A 22561-nucleotide genomic window follows, 5' to 3' on the forward strand; every position below is an offset into this window, starting at 1 on the left:
GTCATGCCGTCGACTCTAACGCCAGATCGGGACGGGGACGCAGTTCCAGCGCGTCCGTGGCGATCGGCTCGGCGTTGAGCAGGTCGGTCAGCCAGCCGTGCCCGGGCAGGCGCCCGTACGGCTGGATGTCGATCCACGGCCGCAGCACGAACGCCCGCAGGTGGGCGCGGGGGTGCGGCAGGGTCAGCTCCGGGTCGTCGCGGAGCACCGGCTCACCGTCGTCCGTCCAGACCGCGATCACGTCCACGTCGAGGGTGCGCGGCCCGAACCGCCGCGCGGGGTCGCGTTCGCGCCCGGCCGCGCGTTCCGCCGCCCGGGCCCGCTCCAGCCAGTCGTCCGGGGTCGCGGTCGGATCCTCCGCCAGCACCACCGCGTTCAGGTACGCGGGCTGGTCGGTGTCGCCCCACGGCGGGGTCTCGTAGACACCGGAGACCAGCAGCACCGAATCACCCAGCGCGGTGACCGCCGACCGCAGGTGGTCGAGGCGCTCACCGAGGTTGCTGCCGAGGGAGAGCAGGGCGCGGGTCACCGGGTACGCGTCCGGGTCATCGTGACGGCCACGTCGGTGAAGGCGTGCGGCACCGGCGCCTCCGGCTTGTGCACGGTGACCGTCGCGGTGTGCACCCGGGGGTCGGTCAGGCAGACCGCGAGCAGCCGGTCGGCGAGCGTCTCGATGAGGTTGACCGGTTCCCCGGTGACCACCGCGACCAACTGCTCGGCCAGCTCGCCGTAGTGGACGGTGTCGGTCACCTCGTCGGAGCGGGCGGCGGGGGCGAGGTCCAGCTCCAGGACGGCGTCGATGACGAAGTCCTGCCCCTGGGCGCGCTCGAAGTCGTACACCCCGTGCCGGCCGTGTGCCCGCAGCCCGGTCAGGACGATGCGGTCGGTCATCGGTCTCCTCCCTGGCCGACGGCCGAAGCGGGCCGGGGCCCGTCGCCCGCACGCCCGCCGGGGACCACGCGGGGCGAGCCGGTCGCCTGCCAGACCGCCAGCGCGTCCACCGTGGCCCGGACGTCGTGCACCCGGACGCCCCAGGCGCCGGCCGCCACCGCGAGCAGGCTGGTGGCGACCGTCGCGATCTCGCGGCCCCCGGTCGGCCGTGGGGTGCCGTCGGGCGCGGCCAACAGCGTGCCCAGGTAGGACTTGCGGCTGGCCGCGAAGAGCAGCGGGAAGCCCAGGTCGAGCAGCTCGGGCAGCCGGGCGCTGAGCTCCCAGTTGTGCGCGGCGGTCTTCGCGAAGCCGAGCCCCGGGTCGATGACGATGCGGTCGGCCGCGACGCCGGCGCCCAGGGCCGCCTCGACCCGCTGCGCCAGCTCGGCCCGGACGTCGGCGACGACGTCGCCGTAGCGCGCGAGCTCGCGCATCGCGCGGGAGTGGCCACGCCAGTGCATGAGCACCCAGGGACAGCCGGCGTCCCGCACGACTCGGGCCATGTCCGGGTCGGCCAACCCTCCGGAGACGTCGTTGACCACGGCCGCGCCGGCGGCGAGCGCCAGCTCGGCGACCCGCGCCCGGGTGGTGTCGATGCTGACCCGCACACCGGCGGCGGCCAGCTCGCGGACCACCGGCAACACCCGGGCCGCCTCCGTCTCCGCGTCGACCCGGTCGGCGCCCGGTCGGGTGGACTCGCCGCCCACGTCGACCAGGTGGGCGCCGTCGGCCCGCAGCCGCACGCCGTGTGCGACGGCGGCGTCGAGGTCGGCGTACCGTCCGCCGTCGGAGAAGGAGTCCGGCGTGACGTTCAGGACGCCCATCACCACCGGGGCCGGAGCCCGTACCAGATCGGTCACGGGTAGACCGTACCGGTCCCTGCCGACGGTCCCGTGCAGCCCGCCTCGGGTGTGCTGACATGCGGTTTAGAACAGGTGTACGATCGGACGCCGAGGTCGGATCGGGCCGACTCTTCGCGGGTTGTCGCAAACAGTGGGTGGCCGTACGCTTTGGAATTGCCCAGCATCGAGATGGCGAAGCCTGGAGGGAGGGCCGAAGCGGGAAAATCCGCCCAGAGCTCACCACTCGCCGTGGTGGGTGACGAACGCGGCGTCGTGGCCGCGCGACGTGAGCACCGTTCCCGCCAGGCATGCCTACTGCACCGCCGCGGCGCCGCCGGCCGCGATATGGGGAGGTTCCAGTGATCGCCATCGAGCTGATGGAGACGGCGTCGTCCGCCGCCGCCCACGCTCTCTCGACCCTGGCGTCGACGCCACTCGCCGAGCCGGCGCCCAAGGGCATCGACACCGAAGGGGTCGTCACCTTCTTCGCCAGCAAGATCGCCCCGATCCTGCTGGCCGTGCTGGGCGTCATCTTCATCGGGCGGGCCAGCCGGGGTGAGATCTCCAAGGTGCTGACCAGCTCGGCCATCGCGATCGTCGGGTTGGCCTTCATCGCCGGAGCCGCCACCCTCTTCTTCGTCGGCGACTACCTGATCGACCTGATCTTCGAATAGGCGCGGGCACGACATGCGGCTGCGCACCGACGACGACATCTACCGGGCTCGCCTGGTCTACCTCGGGCCGCCCGGCTACACCCTTCCCGTCCATCTCCCGTACGCCCAGTACGGGCTGTTCATGCTGCTCGTTCCCCTCTACATGTTCATCCACTGGTTGTTCACGTTGCAGGTCGAGCTCTTCCCGGCATGGGAGATCGCGCTCGCCATCGTGACGACCTCGTTCGTCTTCCGGTACGTCGACCCGGACCGGCCGGCGCGCATGGTGATCCGCACCGCGCTGACCGACTGGCGGCGCACCCGGGAGCCGGCCGCCGAGCAGCGCGACCCCCGCCTGGTCGGCAGCCGGATCAGGATCCGGGAGGAACTGGCATGACCGGGCAGTGCAACGACGCGGGTGAGGCGGTCGCATGAGTCGCTCCTCCACGCCGGGATCCCCGGCCGGACGCCCGGCCGCGCCACACGGTGACCCTACGCGGTCGTACGACTACGCGGACGACCCGGACCTGGACGAGGCCGCCCTCGACCCGGCCCTGGTGACCACGCCGGACCACGGCGGGGTCGGCGTCTTCCAGGCTCCCCGCCCTCTCCAGCGGCGGGCGCCGGCGGAGCCCACTCCCGCCGACGGCACGGACATCGACTCTCCCTTCCTCGACCTGTTCGGCGGGACCCGCCCGGCGCGGTCCACGCCGACGCGTCCGCCCGTACGCGAGCAACCGGCGATCCCGCACCAACCCGCCGCCGTCGACCCGGCCGACGCGGGGGCGTCTCCTCCGGCACGACGGCAACCGGCCCTCCCGGCCCCTCCGGCCGCGCGGGTCCAGCCGGTCCGGCCACCGTCCACACCGGTCGAGCCGCGGCCGGAGGGCAACGGATGGCCGGCGGGCGAGCAGCCGACAATCGCCCCGCCGCGGAGCCGGCCCGGATGGGCCACCGGCGAGCAGTCGACGGATGCCCCGCCCCGCGCCCACGGGGCCACCGGGGAGCAGCCGGTCGTGACGCCCCCGGCACCGGTCGAACAGGCGCCGGCGTCCGAGCCGTACGACGACGAGGTCGAGCCGCCCGCCCGGCCCACCCGCGTCCCGCACCAGGTCGGCGACCGGCTCCCGGCGCTGCGCCCCCCGGTGGACGAGCCGGCCACCACCGGCTCGACCGCGACCGGGCCCCGACCGCGCCGGGCCGGGGAGCACCTGCCCGACCGCACGGGCACGCGGGACGTGACGCCGCCGCGACAGCGCTCCGCCGCCCGCCCGGACCGCCCGACCAAGCCGGTCCGGGTCAAGGCACCAAAGATCAAGTTCGGTGACCGGGACCCGTCGGTCGAGCTGGCGATCACCGAGATCGCCGGGCACCTCACCTTCACACCGAACACGGTCACCGCCTGGTACTGGCTGCCCGAGGTGCGCTGGGCGTTCCGCCCGGACGCCGAGCGGGAGGCGCTGCTCTCGGCCATCAGCGAGCAGTACGCCGGCCTGGCCGGGTTCCGGCTGCACCTGCGCCGGACCACCCGCCCGTTCCCCGCCGACGAGTGGGCCCGCACCATCGACGCGCACACCCCGTCGCCGCTGCCCGACGTGCCCGGCACCCCGGGCTGGGGCGACCACCTCGTGGCGGCCCAACGGCACCTGATGTCGGTCAACCACGCCGAGGGGCAGACGTACCTGGGGGTCACCTTCGCCCGCCGCTCGCTGGGCGACTCGCTGGTGGAGCGGATGCTGCGGACCTTCGGCCGCGGCGTGGCCGAGGGCGAGCGGCGCAAGCTCGGCCGCACCGTCGAGCAGTTCGACGAGGTGCTGGGCGCCTTCGGCATGCGCGGACGACGGGTCACGGCGCAGGAGCTGGAGTGGCTGCTCTACCGCTCGGTGGCGCTCTGCATGGCACCGCCCGGTCAGCTCTCCCCGGTCACCGACGGCCGCTGGGAGCGCGGCGACCTGCTCGCCCTGACCGAGCAGGTGGAGCGCTACCGCACCCCGTACGGCTCCACGGTCAAGCTGGTCAACCGGATGACCGGCGAGGAGCGGCACGTCGCGGTGCTCGCCGTGGGCCGGATGGAGCCGCTTGAGATTCCCGAGCGGCACGAGCCCTGGCTGCACTTCCACGAGCGGCTGCCGTGGCCGATGGAGCTGTCGAGCCGGGTCGACATCCTGGGCTCCGGCGACTCCTTCCGCAACTTGGAGCACCGGCTACGGATGATCCGCTCCCAGCAGCTCGACTACGCCGAGCACGGCATCGACGCCCCGCCCGAGCTCGAACGCCTCGCCAAGCGGGCGCTCGTGATCGGCGACGAGATGACCACCGGGCTGCCCGTCGACTCCGCCCGCGCGCACGGCTGGCACCGGATCGCGGTGGGCGGCCGGACGCGGGAGGAGTGCCTGGAACGCGCTCGCCGGCTGATCCAGCTCTACTCCCGGGAGCTGCGGATCTCCCTCCAGCACCCGAAGAACCAGGACTGGCTGGCCCGCGAGTTCATCCCCGGCGAGCCCATCGCCAACACCGGCTACGTACGGCGGATGCCGGTCAACCTCCTCGCCGCCGCGCTTCCGCAGGCCGCCTCCACCGTCGGCGACCGCCGTGGTGACCTGATCGGGCGGACGGCCGGCACGTGCCGCCGGCCGGTCTTCCTCGACCTGCACTTCCCCATGGAGGTCCGGGAGCGCTCGGGGCTCGCGGTCTTCGTCGCCGAGCCGGGCGGTGGCAAGTCCACGCTGCTCGGCGCCCTCGGCTACCTGGCCGCACGGCGCGGTGTCCAGGTGACGCTGCTCGACCCGTCCGGCCCGCTGGCCCGGCTCTGCGCCATGCCGGAGCTGGCGCCGTACGCGCGGGTGCTCAACCTGACCGGCTCGGAGCACGGCACGCTCGCGCCGTACTCGCTGATCCCCACCCCGCTGCGCAGCGAGTTCGCGGCGGGCGCGGCGGGCGACCGGGAGTTCGAGATCGCGGTCTCCAACGCCCGGGCCGAGCGCCGCATGCTCGTCCAGGACATCTGCATGATGCTGGTGCCGCCGCAGGTGGCCCGCGAGGCGTCCACCGCCACCCTCTTCCGCCACGCCGTACGCCAGGTGCCGGCGGAGGAGACGTCCACACTGGACGATGTGGTGACCTGCCTGGGGCAACTCGACGACGATGCCGGCAAGGAGCTGGCCAACCTCCTGCTGGACACCGCCGAGATGCCGCTGGCGATGCTGTTCTTCGGCCGTCCGCCGGAGGGGCTGCTGGGTCCCGACGCCGCGCTCACGGTGATCACCATGGCCGGGCTGCGTCTGCCGGACCTGAAGATCGAGCGCGAGTACTGGTCGGCCGAGGAGGCGCTCGCCCTCCCCATGCTGCACACCGCCCACCGGCTCGCGGTCCGCCGCTGCTACGGCGGCTCGATGTCGTCACGGAAGCTGGTGGGCCTCGACGAGGCGCACTTCATGGAGGGGTGGCGCTCCGGCCGGTCGTTCCTGGTCCGGCTCGCCCGCGACTCCCGCAAGTGGAACCTCGCGGCGCTCGTCGCCTCGCAGAACCCGAAGGACATCCTCGGCCTCGACGTGCAGAACCTGGTCTCCACCGTCTTCGTCGGCCGGATCGCCGAGGACGCGGAGATCGCCTCCGAGGCGCTGCGCCTGCTGCGGGTGCCGGTCAACGACGGGTACGAGGCCACCCTCGCGTCCCTGTCCACCGCCGACGCCACGTCGGCCGCCCGGCTGGGCTTCCGCGAGTTCGTCATGCGGGACGTCGACGGGCGGGTGCAAAAGGTCCGGGTCGACGTCTCGTACGTGGACGGCCTGCTCGACCACCTGGACACCACGCCGGCGGCGATCGCCGCCACGGCCGGGCTGTTGCCGTCCGTCGCACCGGATCTGGAGGCGTGAGATGGCCAGGGTCCGGGCTCGGACAGCGGCACTCCTGCTCGTCCTCGGCATCCTGGCCGGGGCCACGATCGGCTGGCCGGCGGTCGGCGCGTCGGCCGCACCGGTCGCGCCGCTGACCGCCCAGGCCCCCAGCGACCTCTGCACCACCCAGGAGTGGCAGGCCGACTTCCGCGCCTGCGTCGCGCGGCTCGAGGAGGTCGCCGAGGACGAGGTCAGCTGCCGCAACGCCCCGACCCCGACTGCCCCGGATTCCGGTATCGCCGGCTGGTTCGCTTCCCGCCCCGAGTCCGCGAAGCAGCCCGGGCCGAAGGGCTTCTACAGCGACTACGGCTACGCCGGATACAGCTACACCACGTACGACGTCGACACCGGCTGCGCCACCGCCGTCATGCATCCGGACTACAAGTTCACCAATACGGTGGCGAACGGCGAATTCATGATCGCGACGGCGATCGTCGGCGCGTCGAACGCCCTGCGGGAGCGCGCCTGGGACCCAGGGTCGATGTGGGGGTGGGCGGATCCGCTGGTGGACCAGGCGACCAAGGCCGTCTACCAGAAGGTCTTCAGCGTCTTCGGCATCGTCACGCTCTGCGTGGTCGGTCTCTACCTGCTCTGGCGCTCCCGCCAGTCGGACATGAGCAACGCGATGACGACCGCGGGGTGGGCGCTGCTGGTCATGGTGGCGGTGACCGCCCTGGCCGCGTGGCCGGTGAAGTCCGCCAATGTCGCGGACGGCACCCTGATCACCACTCTCGGCGTCGTCCACGACGCGGTCGGGCCGTCCTCCAAGGACACCCCACCGGACAAGTGCGTATTGCCGAATCCGGAGGCTTGCGTCGACAAGCGACCGCCAGCTGTGCGCGCGAGTGACACGGCCACCGAGGCGATGCTCTACCGAAACTGGTTGCGGGGAGTACTGGGTTCCGCCGACAGCGAGACCGCCAAGAAGTACGGTCGCGCCCTCTACGATGCAAAGTCCCTGTCCTGGGATGAGGCAGAGAGGCTCCGGTCCAACCCGGCAACACGAGACCTGACAATCAAGATAAAGCAGCAGCAGTGGGCCCGGGTCGCGCAGCAGATCGAGAAGGAGGACCCGGAGGCGTACGAGTACCTCCAGGGCGTCCGGGACATGGACCGCGTTGGAGCTGGCTTTATCGCGGTGCTCGCCGCGCTGCTCTTCGCGATGTTCGACCTGACCGCGTCGGTGCTGGTGCTGCTGGGCTTCCTGATCTTCCGCTGGGCGGTGATCGCCGCACCGATCCTCGGCACGGTGGGGCTGCTGCGGCCCGCCAGCGCCGGCCTGCGACGACTGGGCAACGCCGTCGTCGCGGCGATCTTCAACATCGCCATCTTCGGCACCGGCGCCGCGATCTACCTGTTCGCGGTCGACCTCATCATGAGCACGCCGACCCTGCCCGGCTGGTTGCAGGTCGTCCTGGTGTGGCTCTGCGGAGTGGTCGGCTGGCTGCTGCTGCGTCCCTACCGGCGGATCACCCAGCTCGGCGGCAAGGACAGCAGCGAGGCGGTCAGCTCGGCCGGCTCCTGGCACCGGCGGTTCTTCCGCGACATGCGCGCGGCGGCCCGCCTCGACGTCGCCGAGCCCGGCGGCACCGCCGAACCGACGATGGGGCGACGCCGGCCGGTCGTCGCGGAACAGACGGTCCTGCGACCGGAGGCCCGACGCGAGGATCCGGTGCACGTCGGCGATCGCGCGAGCCGACCGGACGGCCGGGAGCGACCGGGCGAGCCGGCACCGGCACCCGAGGAGCGGGCGGCTGGCGGCCGGCCGGCCGCACCCCGGCAGCGGCGGCAGCCCGCCACGTGGACCGAGCCGGACGTCCCCGAGGAGAGCCCGTCCTTCGTGGTCTACCGGCCGGGCTCGGCCGACGCCGCCCCCGAGCGCAGCACGCCGCGGATCCGCTCCGAGGCCCGGTGACGCCGTGCGACGGGCGGTCGAGTCTCTCCTCACCCGGGTGCTCCGATCCCGGATCGGCATCGCGCTCGCCCTCGCCGTCGTCGTGTTCGGCGTCATCGGCGCCGCCCGGCTGGTCGCCGGCCCTCCGGATCCGGGGGTGGGGCTCAGTAACCGCCCGGACCGGCCGATCACGACCGTGGCACCGACCGCGGGCGACGACGGGGCGATCGCGACCGGGGCGCCGCCCACGCCGGTCACCCGTGCCGGCGAACTGACGCCGGAGCAGGCCACCGACCGGTTCGTCGCCGCCTGGCGCGGGCGGCCTGGCCTCACCGCCGACCAGTGGCACGCCGGCCTACGGCCGCTGTCCACGCCGGCGCTGACCGAGAAGCTCGCCGGCGCCGACCCGACGGGCGTCCCCGCCGGCCGGGTGGCCGGTGACCCGACGGTCCAACCGCGGTCGGAGACCTTCGTCGAGGTGCTGGTGCCGTTCGACACCGGGCGACTCCGGCTCGAACTGGTGGCACCGGACGGCCGGTGGCTGGTGGACGCGGTGGACTGGGAGCAGGAATGAGCGACGGGAAGCGACTCCACCGACGTCCGCTCCGCGCCGGCGCGCTGGCCGCCGCGCTCACCGCGACCCTCGCACTGCTCTGCTGCACCGGCGGGGCCGGTGCCTTCTTCCTCACCGAGCTGGGCGGAGACGGCGGCGACCAGCTGCGGTTGGCGAGCCAGGACTGCACCGGCGACTTCCGCGTCGAGATCAGCGGTGAGATGCCCCGGATGTCGCAGTACGGGGAGATCCAGCTCCGCAACGCCGCGCGCATCATCAAGGTCGGCCAGGAGATGAAGGTGACGCCCCGCGGCTGGGTGATCGCGGTCGCGACCGCCATGCAGGAGTCCCGCCTGCGCAACCTCGCCAACCCGACGGTGCCCGGCTCGCAGACCCGTCCGAACGAGGGCGTCGGCTCCGACCACGACTCGGTCGGCCTGTTCCAGCAGCGGGCGAGCTGGGGCACGGTCACCCAGCGGATGACACCGGAGTACGCCGCCCGCAAGTTCTACGAGAAGCTGCTCCAGGTGCCCGGCTGGGAGCGGATGCCGCTGACCCGGGCCGCGCAGGCCGTGCAGATCAGCGCCTTCCCGGACGCGTACGCCAAGCATGAGACGCTCGCGTCGACCATCGTCAACGCGCTGGCTGGCGGTGCGGCCCGGACCGTGCCGGTCGGCGGGGGCCAGGCCTGCGACGCGGCGGCCGCCGGCCGGATCGCCGCGTCCGGATGGACCGCCCCGATCCCCGGCGGCGTCGGCTCGGGCTTCCGCACCGCGGACCGCCCGGCGCACAACGGGGTGGACATCGCGGCGCCGAAGGGCACGCTGATCCGCGCCGCCGCCACCGGGCGGGTGCTGGTCTCCCGCTGCGACCCGGACCGGGCCGGCCGGCTGAGCTGCGACGTGGACGGCTGGCCCGACAAGGGCGGCTGCGGCTGGTTCGTCGACATCCTGCACGCCGGCGAGATCGTCACCCGCTACTGCCACATGGTGACCAAACCCCGGGTCCGGGTGGGCCAGACGGTCGAGGCGGGCGACGTGATCGGCCAGGTCGGCAGCAGCGGCAACTCGTCCGGGCCGCACCTGCACTTCGAGGTGCACACCGACGGCGACCGCAGCAGCCGCGGCGCCATCGACCCGGTGCCGTTCATGCGGGACCGCGGAGCGCCGCTGCGGGGTGCGGAATGAGGCACCGACTGCCATGACGGACCCGCTGCCCGACCCCTTCGCGGGCCAGCCGGACTGGGCACCGCTGCCGCCCCGACCGATCGAGATCGTGCCGGCCACCGCCCGCGTGGACCTGCGGGGGCGCCGGGTTCTCGTCGGGCTGCCGGGCCTGGGGTGGCGGGGCGACCTCCGCGCCGACGACCGCGTGGTGCAGGGCAGCCGCACCTACGTGCCGGTCATCCCGGAGCACGAGTGGTACCGGGCGGAGGCCGACCAGGTCGAGGTCTTCGCCCCGCTGGTGCCGGTGGACCGGGTCTGGGTGGAGACCGTCGGTGCGCGCCGCGAAGCCGCCGGGCGGGAGACCGACCGCCTCGTGTCGCTGGACGCGCCGGCGCACCGCGCCCCGACACCGGTCTTCGAGGCGGATGCCGTCGCCGGCCGGCGTGTCGTGCACGTGGTCGACTCGGTCGAGCACCGGGACCTACGGGCGGTCACCGAGACGTACTCGGGCACCGACGGGGACATCTGCGTCCGGATCACCCGGGAGGTCGAGTGGTACCGGTGGGCCTGGCGCGGCCAGTCTCCCACCACCCTGGAGGTGCCGGTTCACCTGCTTTGGATCGAATGATCAGCCCGCCCTTGATCCGGCGCAGACGCGCCAGTCATCGGTCAGGCGCGTGGTGAATCGCCACGGCTGTCGGTCGCTTTGTGCGATCCCATCGACATAGGCGGAGATGATGAGCGGTACCTCAACAATGGCTTCGTTACCCTCCCGCCGGACCAAGAGACTCCCCCAGCTGACCGAAATATCCGTGGCGAAGCGTTCTTCTCGCGAAACAAGGTCGTCTCGCAGAGCCCGCAGTTCAGCTACGGAAGCGCCTTCGCGGCAGGTGAATACACCCGCCCGTGCGTCGTTGCGGTCCACAAGATACGCATGGAGGTAGCCGCTTACTACGACGTCGGGGGCGCTGCGGTCGGGGGTTGTGGCGCGGTCGTACAGCAGGTAGCCGACGGCGAGCCCGCCGAGCAGCAGAGCCGTCAGCACCGCCGCGGTCACGGTGAGGATCGTGCGGACCCGGCGGCGCGGCGGGACCGGTGCCGGCGCGGGGGGCGGGGGCGCCAGCTGGTCCGACGGGGGCCGCTGCGCCGGTACGCGGGAGACCTGGGAACCGGCGGGGGGCTGCACTGATTCCACCCCCTGAGGCTAGCGGCTGGCACCGGGAGACCCAATGCCCCAGATTTCGCGGATCGTGACGGGCCCGTCCCCTCCGGTGACATCCACAACAAACACCGGCGCACCGCCGCCTCACGTCCGCCGGGAGGGGGTCATCCTGGGTTACCGTCTCTGCGCGGGGAGGGGTTGCCGACCTCGCGCAGAGGGGGTGGACACGGTGGCCGGTCCGAGGACACGGGCGAGCCGGGCCGCCGCCCTGCACCGCCGGGCCGCCGCCACCGCGATCGCCGCCGTGGACGTCCTCGACGGCGTCCGTCCCGCTCCCGCGGACCACGGCCGCCAGTACGAGCTGGCCGACCGGTTGCGTACCGCCGCCGCGCTGCTGGCACCGGACTGGGCGGGCGCGGCCCTGGACACGCTCACACCGTCCACTCCGGCCGGAGAGGGCCCACCGTCCTTCGTCCGGGTCGGCACGGCGGCCCCGCTCGACGACGCCCGCTTCCCCGCCCTCGTTCCGTTGCTCGGCACGGGGAACCTCGCGATCGACACCGACGCCCGGGATCCCCGGGTGGCGGGCCTGCTGCGGGCCGTACTGCTGCGTCTGCTGGCGGCCACGCCCGCCGGGTCGCTGCTGGTCCGCGCGGTGGACGGGACGGCTACCGTGCTGGCGCCGTTCGCGGCGCTCGCGGACGCCGGCATCCTGCCGCCCCCGGCGACGGACGTCACCGGCCTGCGCGCGGTGCTGTCCGAGGCAGAGCAGTGGGTGGCGCCGGGCGCGAGCGGCCGCCGCCGGCACGACCGCGTCCTCCTGCTGGTGATCGCGGCGCTGCCCGAGCCGACCGGCCCCACGGACCTGGCGCGGATCGAAGCGCTCGCCGAGCAGGGCCGCTCCAGCGGTCTGCACCTGCTCGTGGCGGGCTGGCCGGCCGGCCGCCCGCCGGTGCCCCGCGCCACGCCTCTCGCGATCCGCACCGCGTACGCGCTGCTCGGGGACCCACCCGGCACGTCGTTCGCCGGTCCGCGCGCCGCCCCGGCCGTGGCGCACCCCGATCCGGCCGCACCGGGCGGCGCCCCGGCGGACACCCCGGACACCGACGGCGACCCGCCCGGCGGCCTGAACTCACCCGTCTTCATCGAGCCGGACCCGCCCGCCGACCTCGTCGGGAGGGTCTGCCGCCGGCTGGCCGACCAGGTGGAGGCCGGCTCGCGGCTGGCGCTGACCGACCTCCTGCCGGACCGGGACGAGCCGCTGTGGACGGCGAGCTCGGTCGACGGCCTCTCGACGACGGTCGGCGACGCGGGTGGCCGGCCGGTGTCGCTGGGCTTCACCGAACTGACCCCACACTGGCTGGTCAGCGGGCGCTCCGGCGCCGGCCGGTCGACCTTTCTCACCACCGCCCTGCTCGTCCTGACCGCCCGGTACGGCCCGGACGACCTGGTTCTCTACCTCGCCGACCTCGGTGCCGGCGAGTCCTTCGTGGAGTTCCTCCAGACCGAGCGGGACCGCTCGTGGATCCCCCAGGTACGTGCCGCCGCGATGGCGGCCGACCGGGAGTACGTGCTGGACCTGCTCGATCTCCTGGCGACCGAGGTGCGCCGCCGGGAGGACGCCGCCGCCCGGGCCGGCGGGCAACGGTTCGCCGAGTTGCGGCAGCACCGGGAGCTGCCGCGGATCGTCTGCGTGGTCGACAACCTCCCGCTGCTTCTCGCCGGGCGGGACCGGATCGCCACGGAGGCCACCGCCCGGCTCGACGTCGTGGCCCGCGCCGGCCGGTCGTACGGGGTGCACCTGGTCCTGGCCGGCGAGGGCGATCTGGGTCTGGGGACCCGGACGGACCGGGACTCGGTGCTCGGGCAGTTCCCGGTGCGGGTGGCGCTGCCGGGCGGCGGCGCGGTGCTCGAACCGACCAACGACTCGGCCGCGGGGCTGCCGGTGGGCAGTGCGGTGGTGAACACCGCCGGCGGGCTCGGCGGTCCCCGGGGTGCCATTCGCGGGCACGAGCGGATGGTCCGCTTCCCCGACCCGCAGGACCATCCCGACGCCGTGGAGGAGCTGCGGCACCGGCTGTGGGACGCCCGTCCGGAGCGGGCCGCGTCGCCGGTGGTCTTCGCCGGGTACGCGCGCCCGGTGCTGCGCAACGATCCCCGGTACCGGACGGCACTCGCGGGTGGGGCACCGGCGCCGGCGGCCCTGCTCGGCCGGGCGCTGGACGTGACCCGGTCGACGGTGGCGGTGCCGCTGGGGCCCTCCCCGGGCCGCAACCTGGCCGTGCTGGGGCCCGGTCCGGAGGCAGCCGGGCTGCTGGTCACCGCCGCCCGCAGCGTCGCCGCCCACCACCCGCCGGGCACCGCCCACTTCGTGCTGGTGACCCCAAAGGACGACGCCCGGTCCCTCGCCGACGCGCTCGCCGCCGAGCTGGCCGGACGGCACCCGGTGGAGACGGTCGACCGCGCCGGCCTGCTCGACGCTCTCGACGCGACCGGGCCGGCGTACGTGGTCGCCTTCGACCTGGACGGTCCGCCGGGGCAGATCCCGCCGGACCGGCTGGGCGCCCTGCTGCGGGAGGGGCCGCCGGCCGGCCGGCACCTGCTGGGCCGGTGGCGTACCGTCCCGTCGTTCGCGGCCCTGCTGGAGCCGGAGGGTGAGGTCACCAAGATCGCCGCGGTGGCGGTGGTGGACGTGCCCGGGGCGCAGCTCGCGACGGTCTTCGGCCGTGCGGTCGAGTGGCGGCCACGGGCGGGCCGGGCGGTGCTCTGGGACGGCCCGGGTGAGCAGGGCATGGTCCTGGTCCCGTTCGCCGATGACGGAGCGCCGGCATGAGTCGCGCCCGTACCCGCGCAACCGGCCCCGGACGCCAGCGCACCGCCGCCGACACCGCGCCCGCCGGCACCGGTCGCGATCCGGTCGCCACCGCCTGGACCGAATACCTCGCGGCGACCCGTCAACTGGACGGGGTCCGCCGGGACGCGGCCACCGCCGCGGGCGAGCAGGCACGCGCGGTCCAGGCCGCCCGGGAGGAGTTGGCGACGGTACGCACCCGGCTGGCTGCCCAGGAGGCGCGGCTGCGCGAGGCGGGCGTACCACCGATCTCGCTGGCGCCGACGCCGCCGGAGCTGACCGAGGCGGCCCGGTCGATGGCGAGTGGCCCGGCGGCCGTGCTGGCGGCGCTGCGGATGGCCGGCAGCCGTGCGGACGCGGCGGACGCCGCGCTGGCCGCGCGCGGGCTGCTCGCCGCGGCGGGCTGGCCCGCCGGCGCCCGCAACCTTCTCGTGTACGCGCCGCTGGCTCTCCTGGTGCCGCTGATCCAGGTGGTGCTGCTCCTGGTGACCGGGCCGGGCCCGGTGACCGTCGCCGCGCTGGTCTGCGGGCTGCCGATGCCGGTGGTGGCGTTCGCGGCGGGCTGGCTGGGGGTCGGGCGGCTCTTCCCGGCCGGGGCCGGTGGGCGGGCGGACCGTACGGCCCGGCTGGGCGCGCTGGTCTGTCTCGTCCCGGCGGCGCTGGTCAGCGCCGCACTCCTGCTCGCGCTCCTGACCGGCTGAGCGAACGCCACCCGCTGCACGACCACGGCCGGCCGTCCCGGAGGCGGGTCGGCCGGCCGTCGGATACTGAACGGTCAGCGGGAGTTGATCAGGGCCATCGCCTCGGAGCGGGACTTCGCGTCCCGCTGGAGCGTGCCGCGGACGGCGGACGTGATGGTCTGCGCGCCGGACTTCTGGATGCCGCGCATGGCCATGCACATGTGCTCGCACTCGAGCACGACGATCACGCCGCGTGGCTCCAGCCGCTCCATGAGCAGGTCGGCGATCTGCGACGTGAGCCGCTCCTGCACCTGGGGACGGCGGGCGAAGACCTCGACCAGCCGGGCCAGCTTGGACAGGCCGGTGATCCGGCCGTCCGGCCCGGGGATGTAGCCGATGTGGGCGCTGCCCCGGAACGGCAGCAGGTGGTGCTCGCAGAGGCTCATCATGTCGATGTCCCGGACGAGCACCAGCTCCTCGTGGTTGGCCTCGAAGGTGGTGGTGAGCACCTGCGCCGGGTCGACGCGGAGGCCGGCGAACAGCTCGGCGTACGCGCGGGCGACCCGCGCCGGCGTCTGCTGGAGCCCGTCGCGGTCCGGGTCCTCCCCGACCGCGATCAGGATCTCGCGGACCGCCTTCTCGATCCGGCCGAGGTCCATGGTGTCCTCGACGGGACGGCCGGTGAGCTTGCCGCTGATGAGCCGGGCGGCGACGTAGTCCATGGCGTCGTCGCCGTCGGGTTCGGTCGCGGAGGCGGCCAGCCCCCGGTGAGGGCTGGCCGCCGCGTCGTCGGTGCTCAGTGCGTACCGTCCGAGTTGTTCGAGGCCGGGCCGCCGCCGACGGCGGCGCCGTCGGCCTGGGCCTGCGCCTTGAGCGCCTCCTTCTCGGCCGGGGTCAGCACCGGCGGCTCGGTGGAGGGCTGGCGCTTGCCGAAGCCGTTGTACGGGGCCATCGGCGGGCGCTTCGCCACCCGGGCGCAGATGCGGGCCATGTCGGCGGTGGAGAGGGTCTCCTTCTCCATCAGCTCGAGCACGATGTTGTCCAGGACGTCCCGGTACTCCACCAGGATCTCCCAGGCCTCGTCGTGCGCCAGCTCGATCAGCGCCCGCATCTCGGCGTCGATCTCGGCGGCCACCGCGTCGGAGTAGTCCCGCTCGTGGCCCATGTTGCGGCCGAGGAACGGCTCGTCGCCGCTGGTGCCGTACTTGATCGCACCGAGCTTGGAGCTCATGCCGTACTGGGTGATCATCGCGCGGGCCAGCTGGGTGGCCTTCTCGATGTCGTTGCCGGCGCCGGTGGTCGGCTCGTGGAACACCAGCTCCTCGGCGGCCCGGCCGCCCAGCGCGTACGCCAGGGTGTCGACCATCTCGGCGCGGGTCTGGGTGTACTTGTCCTCGGTGGGCAGCACCAGGGTGTGGCCCAGGGACCGGCCGCGGGACAGGATCGTCACCTTGTGCACCGGCGCGGCGTGCGGCAGCGCCCAGGCGACCAGCGCGTGCCCACCCTCGTGGTACGCGGTGATCTTCTTCTCCTGGTCGCTCATCACCCGCGTGCGCCGCTGCGGGCCGGCGATCACCCGGTCGATCGACTCCTCCAGCGAGTCGTTGGTGATCGCCCGCTGGTCCTTACGGGCGGTGAGCAGCGCGGCCTCGTTGATCACGTTGGCCAGGTCGGCACCGCTGAAGCCCGGGGTCCGCCGGGCCACGGCGTCGAGGTCGACGTCCGGGGTGAACGGCTTGCCCTTGCCGTGCACCCGCAGGATGGCCTTGCGGCCCTCCATGTCGGGCGCGTCCACCGGGATCTGCCGGTCGAAGCGGCCCGGGCGCAGCAGCGCCGGGTCGAGGATGTCCGGCCGGTTGGTGGCGGCGATCAGGATGACGCCGCCCTTGGTGTCGAAGCCGTCCATCTCGACGAGCAGCTGGTTGAGGGTCTGCTCGCGCTCGTCGTGGCCGCCGCCCATGCCGGCGCCGCGGTGCCGGCCGACCGCGTCGATCTCGTCGACGAAGACGATCGCCGGGGCGTTCGCCTTGGCCTGCTCGAACAGGTCGCGGACGCGGCTGGCGCCGACACCCACGAACATCTCGACGAAGTCGGAACCGGAGATCGAGTAGAACGGGACCCCGGCCTCGCCGGCGACGGCGCGGGCCAGCAGGGTCTTGCCGGTGCCGGGCGGGCCGAAGAGCAGCACGCCCTTCGGGATCTTGGCGCCGAGCGCCTGGTACTTCGCCGGGTTCTGCAGGAAGTCCTTGATCTCGTGCAGCTCCTCGACGGCCTCCTCGGCGCCGGCCACGTCCGCGAACGTGGTCTTCGGCGTGTCCTTGGTGATCATCTTGGCCTTGGACTTGCCGAAGTTGAGCACGCGGGAGCCGCCGCCCTGCATCTGCGACATGAAGAACAGCAGCAGGAGCACCAGCAGGGCAATGGGGAGCAGGTTGACCAGCAGGCTCACCCAGATGCTGTCGGACGACACCTTGACGTCGGCCGGGCCGGTGACCCTGTTGTTCGCCTTGGCTTCGAGGACCTCGTTCCAGACCTCGTCGCCGACCTCGTACGGGAACTGCGCCTCGATCCGGTCGGTGGTGGTGTCGCCGAACTTGACCTTGTCGGCCAGGTCGAGCTGGATCGTCTGCTCCTTGTCCTGGAAGACGACCTTATTGATCTTGGGGTTGCCGGTGTTGAGGTGATCGAGCGCAATGGAAGTGTCCACCCGGTGGTAACTGGGACCAGCGGTGAACAGCTGACTGAGCACAACGGCGCCGAGGATGACCAGGATGATCCAGACCACCGGTCGGCGGAAGAAACGCGTACGTTCCATACTGTTGTCGAGCGCCGTGACGCCCGCATCCTCCTGATCGACGTCCTGACCGTCTGATGGTGTCGCCGCCAACGCGGCGGCCGAGCCGCCGTGCGGGCCGGCCTCGACCCCGAGGCGCGAATTCGCGCCGCGGTCATTCGACGGTACACCGTGCGCGCGAGGTATGAGCTCGCCAGCCGGGCACTTACGCGCAGGGCGAACCGGGGTTTCAGCCGGCGCAGCGGGAGCTCCGCACCCGGCCACCCGACCGCCCGGTCACGCGGTGCGAGGGGACGGGCGTGGAGGGTGCCTCCACGCCACCGGCCTCCACCGTAGTCCGCCTGCCTGAGAGTCCGCTGAACGTCGACCGGACGTCGCGCGTCAGGAGCGGGCGTAGACCTCGGGCTTGAGCACGCCGACGTAGGGCAGCTCACGGTAGCGCTCGCCGAAGTCGAGGCCGTAGCCGACGACGAACTCGGTCGGGATGTCGAAGCCGACGTACTTGACCGGGACCGGCACCTTCACCGCGTCCGGCTTGCGGAACAGCGCGACCACCTCGACGCTGGCCGCCGAGCGGGACTCCAGGTAACGCATCAGCCAGGAGAGGGTCAGCCCGGAGTCGACGATGTCCTCCACCACGACCACGTGCCGGCCGGCGATGTCCCGGTCCAGGTCCTTGAGGATCCGCACCACGCCGGAGGAGGTGGTGCCCTGGCCGTACGAGGAGACGGCCATGAACTCCAACTCGGCCGGCGGGCCCTGGCGGCCCAGCGCTCGGGCGAAGTCGGCCATGAACATCACCGCGCCCTTGAGGACGCAGACGAGCAGCAGCCCGTCCTCGACGTCGGCATAGTCCGCCGAGACCTGCTTGGCGAGTTCCGCGGTCTTCTCGCGGATCTGTGCCTCGGAAATGATCACGTGGTCGATGTCGGCGTCGTACCAGGAGCCGTCAGCCATGGCTCCTAGCCTGCCGTACGCCGGATGGCCCCCGTCGGCGGGGCCGCCCCTTTTGGGCACGGTCCCGCCCGGGATTTTTCCGGCGAAGCCCCTCAGAACGCTCAGCAGGCACGGGACCGCCAGCGACGGCCACCGTCGGTCGGCTTCCAGTCCGCCGAGTCCCGGCTGTCGGCGGTGAGGCCGGTCGCCGGGGCGGCAGCGAGGAGGACGAGGAAGAGAAGGAAGATCAGAAACTCCATGGCGGCGCTCACTTTCGCGATATTCGTGTTGGTTTCGCCGCCGGTGCGCACCGGACTGTCCCCAGTTTCCGCCGCACCCGCCAGACCGGACAGTGGCAGGATCGCCACTGAGCCTCGATTTTCTGCCACCCCTGGGGTTACCCTCGTCACATGCTCCGCTCCGTCGCCGTCATCGCCCTGGACAACGTCGCCCCGTTCGAGCTCGGGGTGCTGGCCGAGGTCTTCGGGACCGACCGCACCGCCGACGGCTTCCCCGGTTACCGCTTCTCCGTCTGCACCGTCGACGGAGGCCCCGTCCGCACCTCGTCGGGCTTCCACCTCACCCCGCACAGCGACCTGACGCCGGTCGACGAGGCCGACCTGGTGGCCGTGCCGGCGCACAAGCACGGCACGCCGGTGCCGCCGGCCGCGCTCGCCGCGCTGCGTCGGGCCGCCGACCGGGGGACGTACGTGCTGAGCGTCTGCTCCGGCGCCTTCGTGCTGGGCGAGGCGGGGATCCTCGACGGCCGGGAGTGCACGACTCACTGGAAGTACGTCGACGACCTGCAACGCCGCCACCCCACCGCGAAGGTGCAGTGCAACTCGCTCTACGTGCAGGACGGGTGGCTGCTCACCAGCGCCGGCACCGCCGCCGGCATCGACGCCTGCCTGCACCTCGTCCGCCAGGAGCACGGATCGGCGACGGCGACCCGGCTGGCCCGCCGGATGGTGGTCCCCCCGCACCGCGACGGCGGGCAGTCCCAGTACGTCGAGGCCCCGATCCCCAAGGCGCCCGAAGCGCCCACGCTGGAGCCGGTGCTGGAGTGGCTGATGGGTCACCTGGACCGGCCGCTGACCGTGGACGACCTGGCATCGCGCGCCGACATGGCGCCCCGGACGTTCGCCCGACGGTTCCGGGCCGAGACCGGCACCACACCGCACGACTGGCTCACCAACCAGCGGGTGCTGCTGGCCCGGCGGCTGCTGGAGGAGACCCGGCTCACCGTCGAGGAGGTCGCCGACCGCGCCGGCTTCTCCGACGCGGCGGCCCTGCGCCACCACTTCACCCGGCGGGTGGGCGCCACCCCGCAGGCGTACCGGACCACCTTCCGGGACCGCACCCCGGCGGGCTGACTCGGGCGGCCGCAGCCCGACGCGACCGGAAACGGCGGGCGGGCGTCAGAAGCCGACCAGCCCGCCGTCGACCCGTGACTCGGAGCCGGCGACGTACCCGCCGTCCGGACGTCGCCAGATCGCCTGCCCGTACCCGAAGACCGACGGCTCGGCCGGGACGGCGACCTCGTGGCCCCGGGCGCGCAACCCCGCGACCAGGCCGGGCTCCGCCGCGAGACCGGGCTCGACCAGCAGCGTCCGCCCGGCGTGCCAGTACCAGCGCGGCGCGTCCAGCGCCGCCTGCGGGTCCAGCCCGCCGTCGACGGTCGCCGACACGAGCTGCACGTGACCCTGCGGCTGCATGTGCCCGCCCATCACCCCGAACGGGCCGAGCGGGACACCGTCGCGGGTGAGGAAGCCCGGGATGATCGTGTGGAACGGACGCTTCGCCGGCGCGACCACGTTGGGGTGATCCGGGTCGAGGCGGAAGCCCAGACCCCGGTTCTGCAGCGCGAAGCCGTACCCGGGCAGCACCACGTGCGACCCGAACGCCAGGTAGGTGGACTGGATGAGGCTCACCATCATCCCGTCGGCGTCGGCGGTGCAGAGGTAGACCGTGCCGCCGCGCTCCGGGTCACCCGCCACCGGCTCCCCGGCCCGGTCGGTGACGAGCGCCCGCCGGGCGGCCGCGTACCCCGGGTCGAGCAGCGCCGCCGTGGGCACGGTCGCCCGCTCCGGGTCGGCGACGTGGGCGTGCGCGTCGGCGAAGCCGAGCTTGACCGCCTCGACCTGGCGGTGCACCCGCTCGACCGGCGGGACGTCCGCGAGCTCCAGGCCGTCCAGGACGTGCAGGGCGAGCAGGGCGGCGAGGCCCTGCCCCGGCGGTGGCAGCTCCCAGACCTCGTGCCCCCGGTAGCGGGTGTGCACCGGCTCCACCCAGGTCGAGCTGTGCCGGGCCAGGTCGTCGCCGGTGAGGAAGCCGCCCGTGCGGGCGGCGTACCCGTCCAGCGCGGCGGCGATCCGACCCCGGTAGAAGTCCTCCGCCCCGGTCGCGGCGATCCGCCGCAGCGTCCGCGCCGCGTCCGGGTTGCGCCACCGCTCGCCCGGCCGGGGCGCCCGGCCCCCCGGCGCGAACACCCGCGCGAACTCGGCGTACTCCTCCCCGGCCAGGCCGGCGTGCCCGGCGAGGGCCCGTTCCCAGGCCGCCGCGACCCCGGCGGAGACCGGGTGGCCGTGCTCCGCGTAGCCGATCGCGTCGGTGAACAGCTCGGCGAACGGCAGCGACCCGAACCGCTCGTGGAGGTCCCGCCAGCCGGCCGGCGCGCCGGGCACGGTCACCGGCAGCCAGCCCCGGGCCGGCATCGCCGGCCCGCGTCCCTGCGCGCCGCCCAGCGCGGCCACCGGCTCGGCGCCCCCGCCCCCGGTCGCGGTGAGGACCAGCTCGCGGGTCAGCGCGGCCGGGGACCGGCCGGCGGCGTTCAACCCGTGCAGCCGGTCGCCGTCCCACACGATCGCGAAGAGGTCACCGCCGATGTCGTTGGACGGCGGCTGCACCACGGTCAGGGTGATCGCGGTGGCCAGCGCGGCGTCGACGGCGTTGCCGCCGCGCCGCAGCACGGCCAGGCCGGCCGCCGCGGCGAGCGGATGGCTCGTCGCCACCGCGCCGCGCGGGGCGAACAGGGGCCTTCGGGGGTACGCCATCCGCCATGTCTACCGCCTCCGGCGGCTCCCGGACACGAAGGAAGGGCCCCTTGTTAACGCCTGCGGTAGTACAAGGGTCCCCTGTTAACGCCACGTGTTGACAGTGGACCCTTCCTTGCGCCCCGGCGACGGCGACTGACGGTGCCGGATCAGCGGGCCCCGAGCGCGGTGAGGCAGTCGGCGCGGCGGACCACCCGCAGCCCGCCCGGCAGGTGCGCCGCCCCCTGCCCGCGCCACCCGGTCACCAGGGCGTCCAGGGCCGCCACGTGCCGGTACGCCAGCGCGGCCGGCGGTGCGCCCAGCTCCCGGGCCCACGCGTGCAGCACCCGGCCCCGGACGGCGGGCGTGAGACCGGCGAGCCCGGGGACCGACAGCCCGCCCCCCGCGTCCCGGACGGCGTCCAGCGCGTCGGCGGCCAGGGCGTCGAGCGCCTCGTTGTCGGCGGCGACCAGCCGGGCGGTCCGGGCCAGGTTGTCCAGCACCCCCGGCCCGAGCGCGCGGACCAGCGCCGGCAGCACGTCGGTCCGGACCCGGGCGCGGGCGTACGAGGGGTCGGCGTTGTGCGGGTCCTCCCAGGGGCTCAGCCCGAGCACCGCGCACGCCGTGCGGGTCTGCTCCCGGCTCACCTCCAGCAGCGGGCGCAGCAGCGGCACCCCGTCCAGCGTCCGGTGGGCCGGCATCCCGGCCAGTCCGCGCGGGCCGGCCCCACGGGCCAACGCGAGCAGGACGGTCTCCGCCTGGTCGTCCCGGGTGTGCCCGGTGAGCAGCGCCGCCGCTCTGTGCCGGCCGGCGACGTCGGCCAGCGCCTGGTAGCGGGCCTCCCGGGCGGCGGACTCCGGGCCACCGGGCCGCCCGGCCACGTCGACCCGGACCGACTCGACCGGGTCGAGGCCGGCCTCGCGGGCCCAGGCCGCCACCGCCGCCGCCCGTTCCGCCGACCCCTCCTGCAGGCCGTGGTCGACCGTCACCAGCCCGGCGACACGACCCAGTCGCGGCGCCACGAAGGCGGTGGCGGCGGCGAGCGCCAGCGAGTCGGCGCCTCCCGAGCAGGCCACCAGCACCGGTCCGGAACCGGGCAGGCCGGTCAGCGCGCGTCGGACGGCGACCCGGATCGCGGCGACCGGCGGGGCGAGTGCGGCCACGGGCGGACG

20 protein-coding genes are annotated in these 22561 nt (G+C 74.0%); 10 read left to right on the plus strand and 10 right to left on the minus strand.

Annotation, left to right across the window (positions count from 1 at the left end; genetic code table 11):
• Window position 1 precedes the first annotated feature (1 nt).
• From folK to folP, 3 genes are read right to left on the minus strand one after another with little or no spacing between them, the layout of a single operon-like run.
• Window positions 2–529 carry a 2-amino-4-hydroxy-6-hydroxymethyldihydropteridine diphosphokinase gene (gene folK / locus ACTMS0_RS22625; RefSeq protein WP_441157259.1) on the minus strand — a complete coding sequence of 176 codons (528 nt, stop codon included), beginning with the start codon at window positions 527–529 and terminating at the stop codon, window positions 2–4.
• Window positions 526–891, minus strand: coding sequence for a dihydroneopterin aldolase (gene folB / locus ACTMS0_RS22630; protein ID WP_441157260.1), 366 nt, complete (start codon window positions 889–891; stop codon window positions 526–528). Before folB ends, folK begins: the two co-directional genes overlap by 4 nt.
• Window positions 888–1790, minus strand: a complete 903-nt coding sequence (gene folP / locus ACTMS0_RS22635) for a dihydropteroate synthase (RefSeq protein ID WP_441157261.1) — start codon at window positions 1788–1790, stop codon at window positions 888–890. The genes folB and folP overlap by 4 nt, the downstream gene beginning before the upstream one ends.
• Window positions 1791–2131: 341 nt before the next feature.
• Between folP and ACTMS0_RS22640 the strand changes: the two genes are divergently transcribed.
• The 7 genes from ACTMS0_RS22640 to ACTMS0_RS22670 are packed head-to-tail and all read left to right on the plus strand — an operon-like array spanning window position 2132 to window position 10562.
• Entirely contained in the window at window positions 2132–2446 is a 315-nt protein-coding gene (locus ACTMS0_RS22640; protein ID WP_155329903.1) for a hypothetical protein, read from the plus strand.
• Between the two features lie 13 nt (window positions 2447–2459).
• Window positions 2460–2822 (plus strand): hypothetical protein, encoded by a 363-nt coding sequence (locus ACTMS0_RS22645; RefSeq protein WP_093409867.1) that lies wholly within the window; start codon window positions 2460–2462, stop codon window positions 2820–2822.
• Window positions 2823–2856: 34 nt separating this feature from the next.
• Window positions 2857–6300, plus strand: a complete 3444-nt coding sequence (locus tag ACTMS0_RS22650) for an ATP-binding protein (RefSeq protein WP_441157262.1) — start codon at window positions 2857–2859, stop codon at window positions 6298–6300.
• Between the two features lies 1 nt (window position 6301).
• Complete coding sequence (locus ACTMS0_RS22655; protein ID WP_441157263.1) at window positions 6302–8236, plus strand: MFS transporter; 1935 nt, start codon at window positions 6302–6304, stop codon at window positions 8234–8236.
• A gap of 4 nt (window positions 8237–8240) precedes the next feature.
• Window positions 8241–8789 carry a hypothetical protein gene (locus tag ACTMS0_RS22660; protein WP_441157264.1) on the plus strand — a complete coding sequence of 183 codons (549 nt, stop codon included), beginning with the start codon at window positions 8241–8243 and terminating at the stop codon, window positions 8787–8789.
• Window positions 8786–9955 carry a M23 family metallopeptidase gene (locus ACTMS0_RS22665; RefSeq protein ID WP_441157265.1) on the plus strand — a complete coding sequence of 390 codons (1170 nt, stop codon included), beginning with the start codon at window positions 8786–8788 and terminating at the stop codon, window positions 9953–9955. Before ACTMS0_RS22660 ends, ACTMS0_RS22665 begins: the two co-directional genes overlap by 4 nt.
• Before the next feature lie 13 nt (window positions 9956–9968).
• Complete coding sequence (locus ACTMS0_RS22670) at window positions 9969–10562, plus strand: hypothetical protein (RefSeq protein ID WP_441157266.1); 594 nt, start codon at window positions 9969–9971, stop codon at window positions 10560–10562.
• Here the strand turns inward: ACTMS0_RS22670 and ACTMS0_RS22675 are convergent, their stop codons facing one another.
• On the minus strand, window positions 10563–11120 hold the full coding sequence (locus tag ACTMS0_RS22675; protein ID WP_441157380.1) for a hypothetical protein: 558 nt from the start codon (window positions 11118–11120) through the stop codon (window positions 10563–10565).
• Between the two features lie 196 nt (window positions 11121–11316).
• Here ACTMS0_RS22675 and ACTMS0_RS22680 point away from each other — a divergent pair, with 196 nt between their 5' ends.
• Window positions 11317–13929, plus strand: coding sequence for an FtsK/SpoIIIE domain-containing protein (locus ACTMS0_RS22680; protein ID WP_441157267.1), 2613 nt, complete (start codon window positions 11317–11319; stop codon window positions 13927–13929).
• Entirely contained in the window at window positions 13926–14648 is a 723-nt protein-coding gene (locus tag ACTMS0_RS22685; RefSeq protein ID WP_441157268.1) for a hypothetical protein, read from the plus strand. Before ACTMS0_RS22680 ends, ACTMS0_RS22685 begins: the two co-directional genes overlap by 4 nt.
• A 74-nt stretch (window positions 14649–14722) precedes the next feature.
• On the opposite strand, the gene folE is transcribed toward ACTMS0_RS22685, so the two are convergent.
• From folE to ACTMS0_RS22705, 4 genes are all read right to left on the minus strand, one after another.
• Entirely contained in the window at window positions 14723–15388 is a 666-nt protein-coding gene (gene folE / locus ACTMS0_RS22690) for a GTP cyclohydrolase I FolE (protein ID WP_441157381.1), read from the minus strand.
• Between the two features lie 35 nt (window positions 15389–15423).
• Entirely contained in the window at window positions 15424–17442 is a 2019-nt protein-coding gene (gene ftsH / locus ACTMS0_RS22695) for an ATP-dependent zinc metalloprotease FtsH (protein WP_441157269.1), read from the minus strand.
• 360 nt (window positions 17443–17802) lie between these two features.
• Window positions 17803–18378 carry a hypoxanthine phosphoribosyltransferase gene (gene hpt, locus ACTMS0_RS22700; RefSeq protein ID WP_441157270.1) on the minus strand — a complete coding sequence of 192 codons (576 nt, stop codon included), beginning with the start codon at window positions 18376–18378 and terminating at the stop codon, window positions 17803–17805.
• A 101-nt stretch (window positions 18379–18479) separates the two neighbouring features.
• Complete coding sequence (locus ACTMS0_RS22705) at window positions 18480–18725, minus strand: hypothetical protein (RefSeq protein WP_441157386.1); 246 nt, start codon at window positions 18723–18725, stop codon at window positions 18480–18482.
• A gap of 42 nt (window positions 18726–18767) precedes the next feature.
• Between ACTMS0_RS22705 and ACTMS0_RS22710 the strand changes: the two genes are divergently transcribed.
• Window positions 18768–19730 carry a GlxA family transcriptional regulator gene (locus ACTMS0_RS22710; protein ID WP_441157271.1) on the plus strand — a complete coding sequence of 321 codons (963 nt, stop codon included), beginning with the start codon at window positions 18768–18770 and terminating at the stop codon, window positions 19728–19730.
• Window positions 19731–19775: 45 nt separating this feature from the next.
• Here the strand turns inward: ACTMS0_RS22710 and ACTMS0_RS22715 are convergent, their stop codons facing one another.
• Together ACTMS0_RS22715 and tilS are read right to left on the minus strand one after the other, a co-directional pair.
• Window positions 19776–21410, minus strand: coding sequence for a gamma-glutamyltransferase family protein (locus ACTMS0_RS22715; RefSeq protein WP_441157272.1), 1635 nt, complete (start codon window positions 21408–21410; stop codon window positions 19776–19778).
• Window positions 21411–21559: 149 nt separating this feature from the next.
• Window positions 21560–22552 (minus strand): tRNA lysidine(34) synthetase TilS, encoded by a 993-nt coding sequence (tilS, locus tag ACTMS0_RS22720; protein ID WP_441157273.1) that lies wholly within the window; start codon window positions 22550–22552, stop codon window positions 21560–21562.
• Between the last annotated feature and the right edge of the window lie 9 nt (window positions 22553–22561).

Source organism: Micromonospora sp. H33 (genome assembly GCF_052068455.1).
Classification (GTDB): Bacteria; Actinomycetota; Actinomycetes; order Mycobacteriales; family Micromonosporaceae; genus Micromonospora.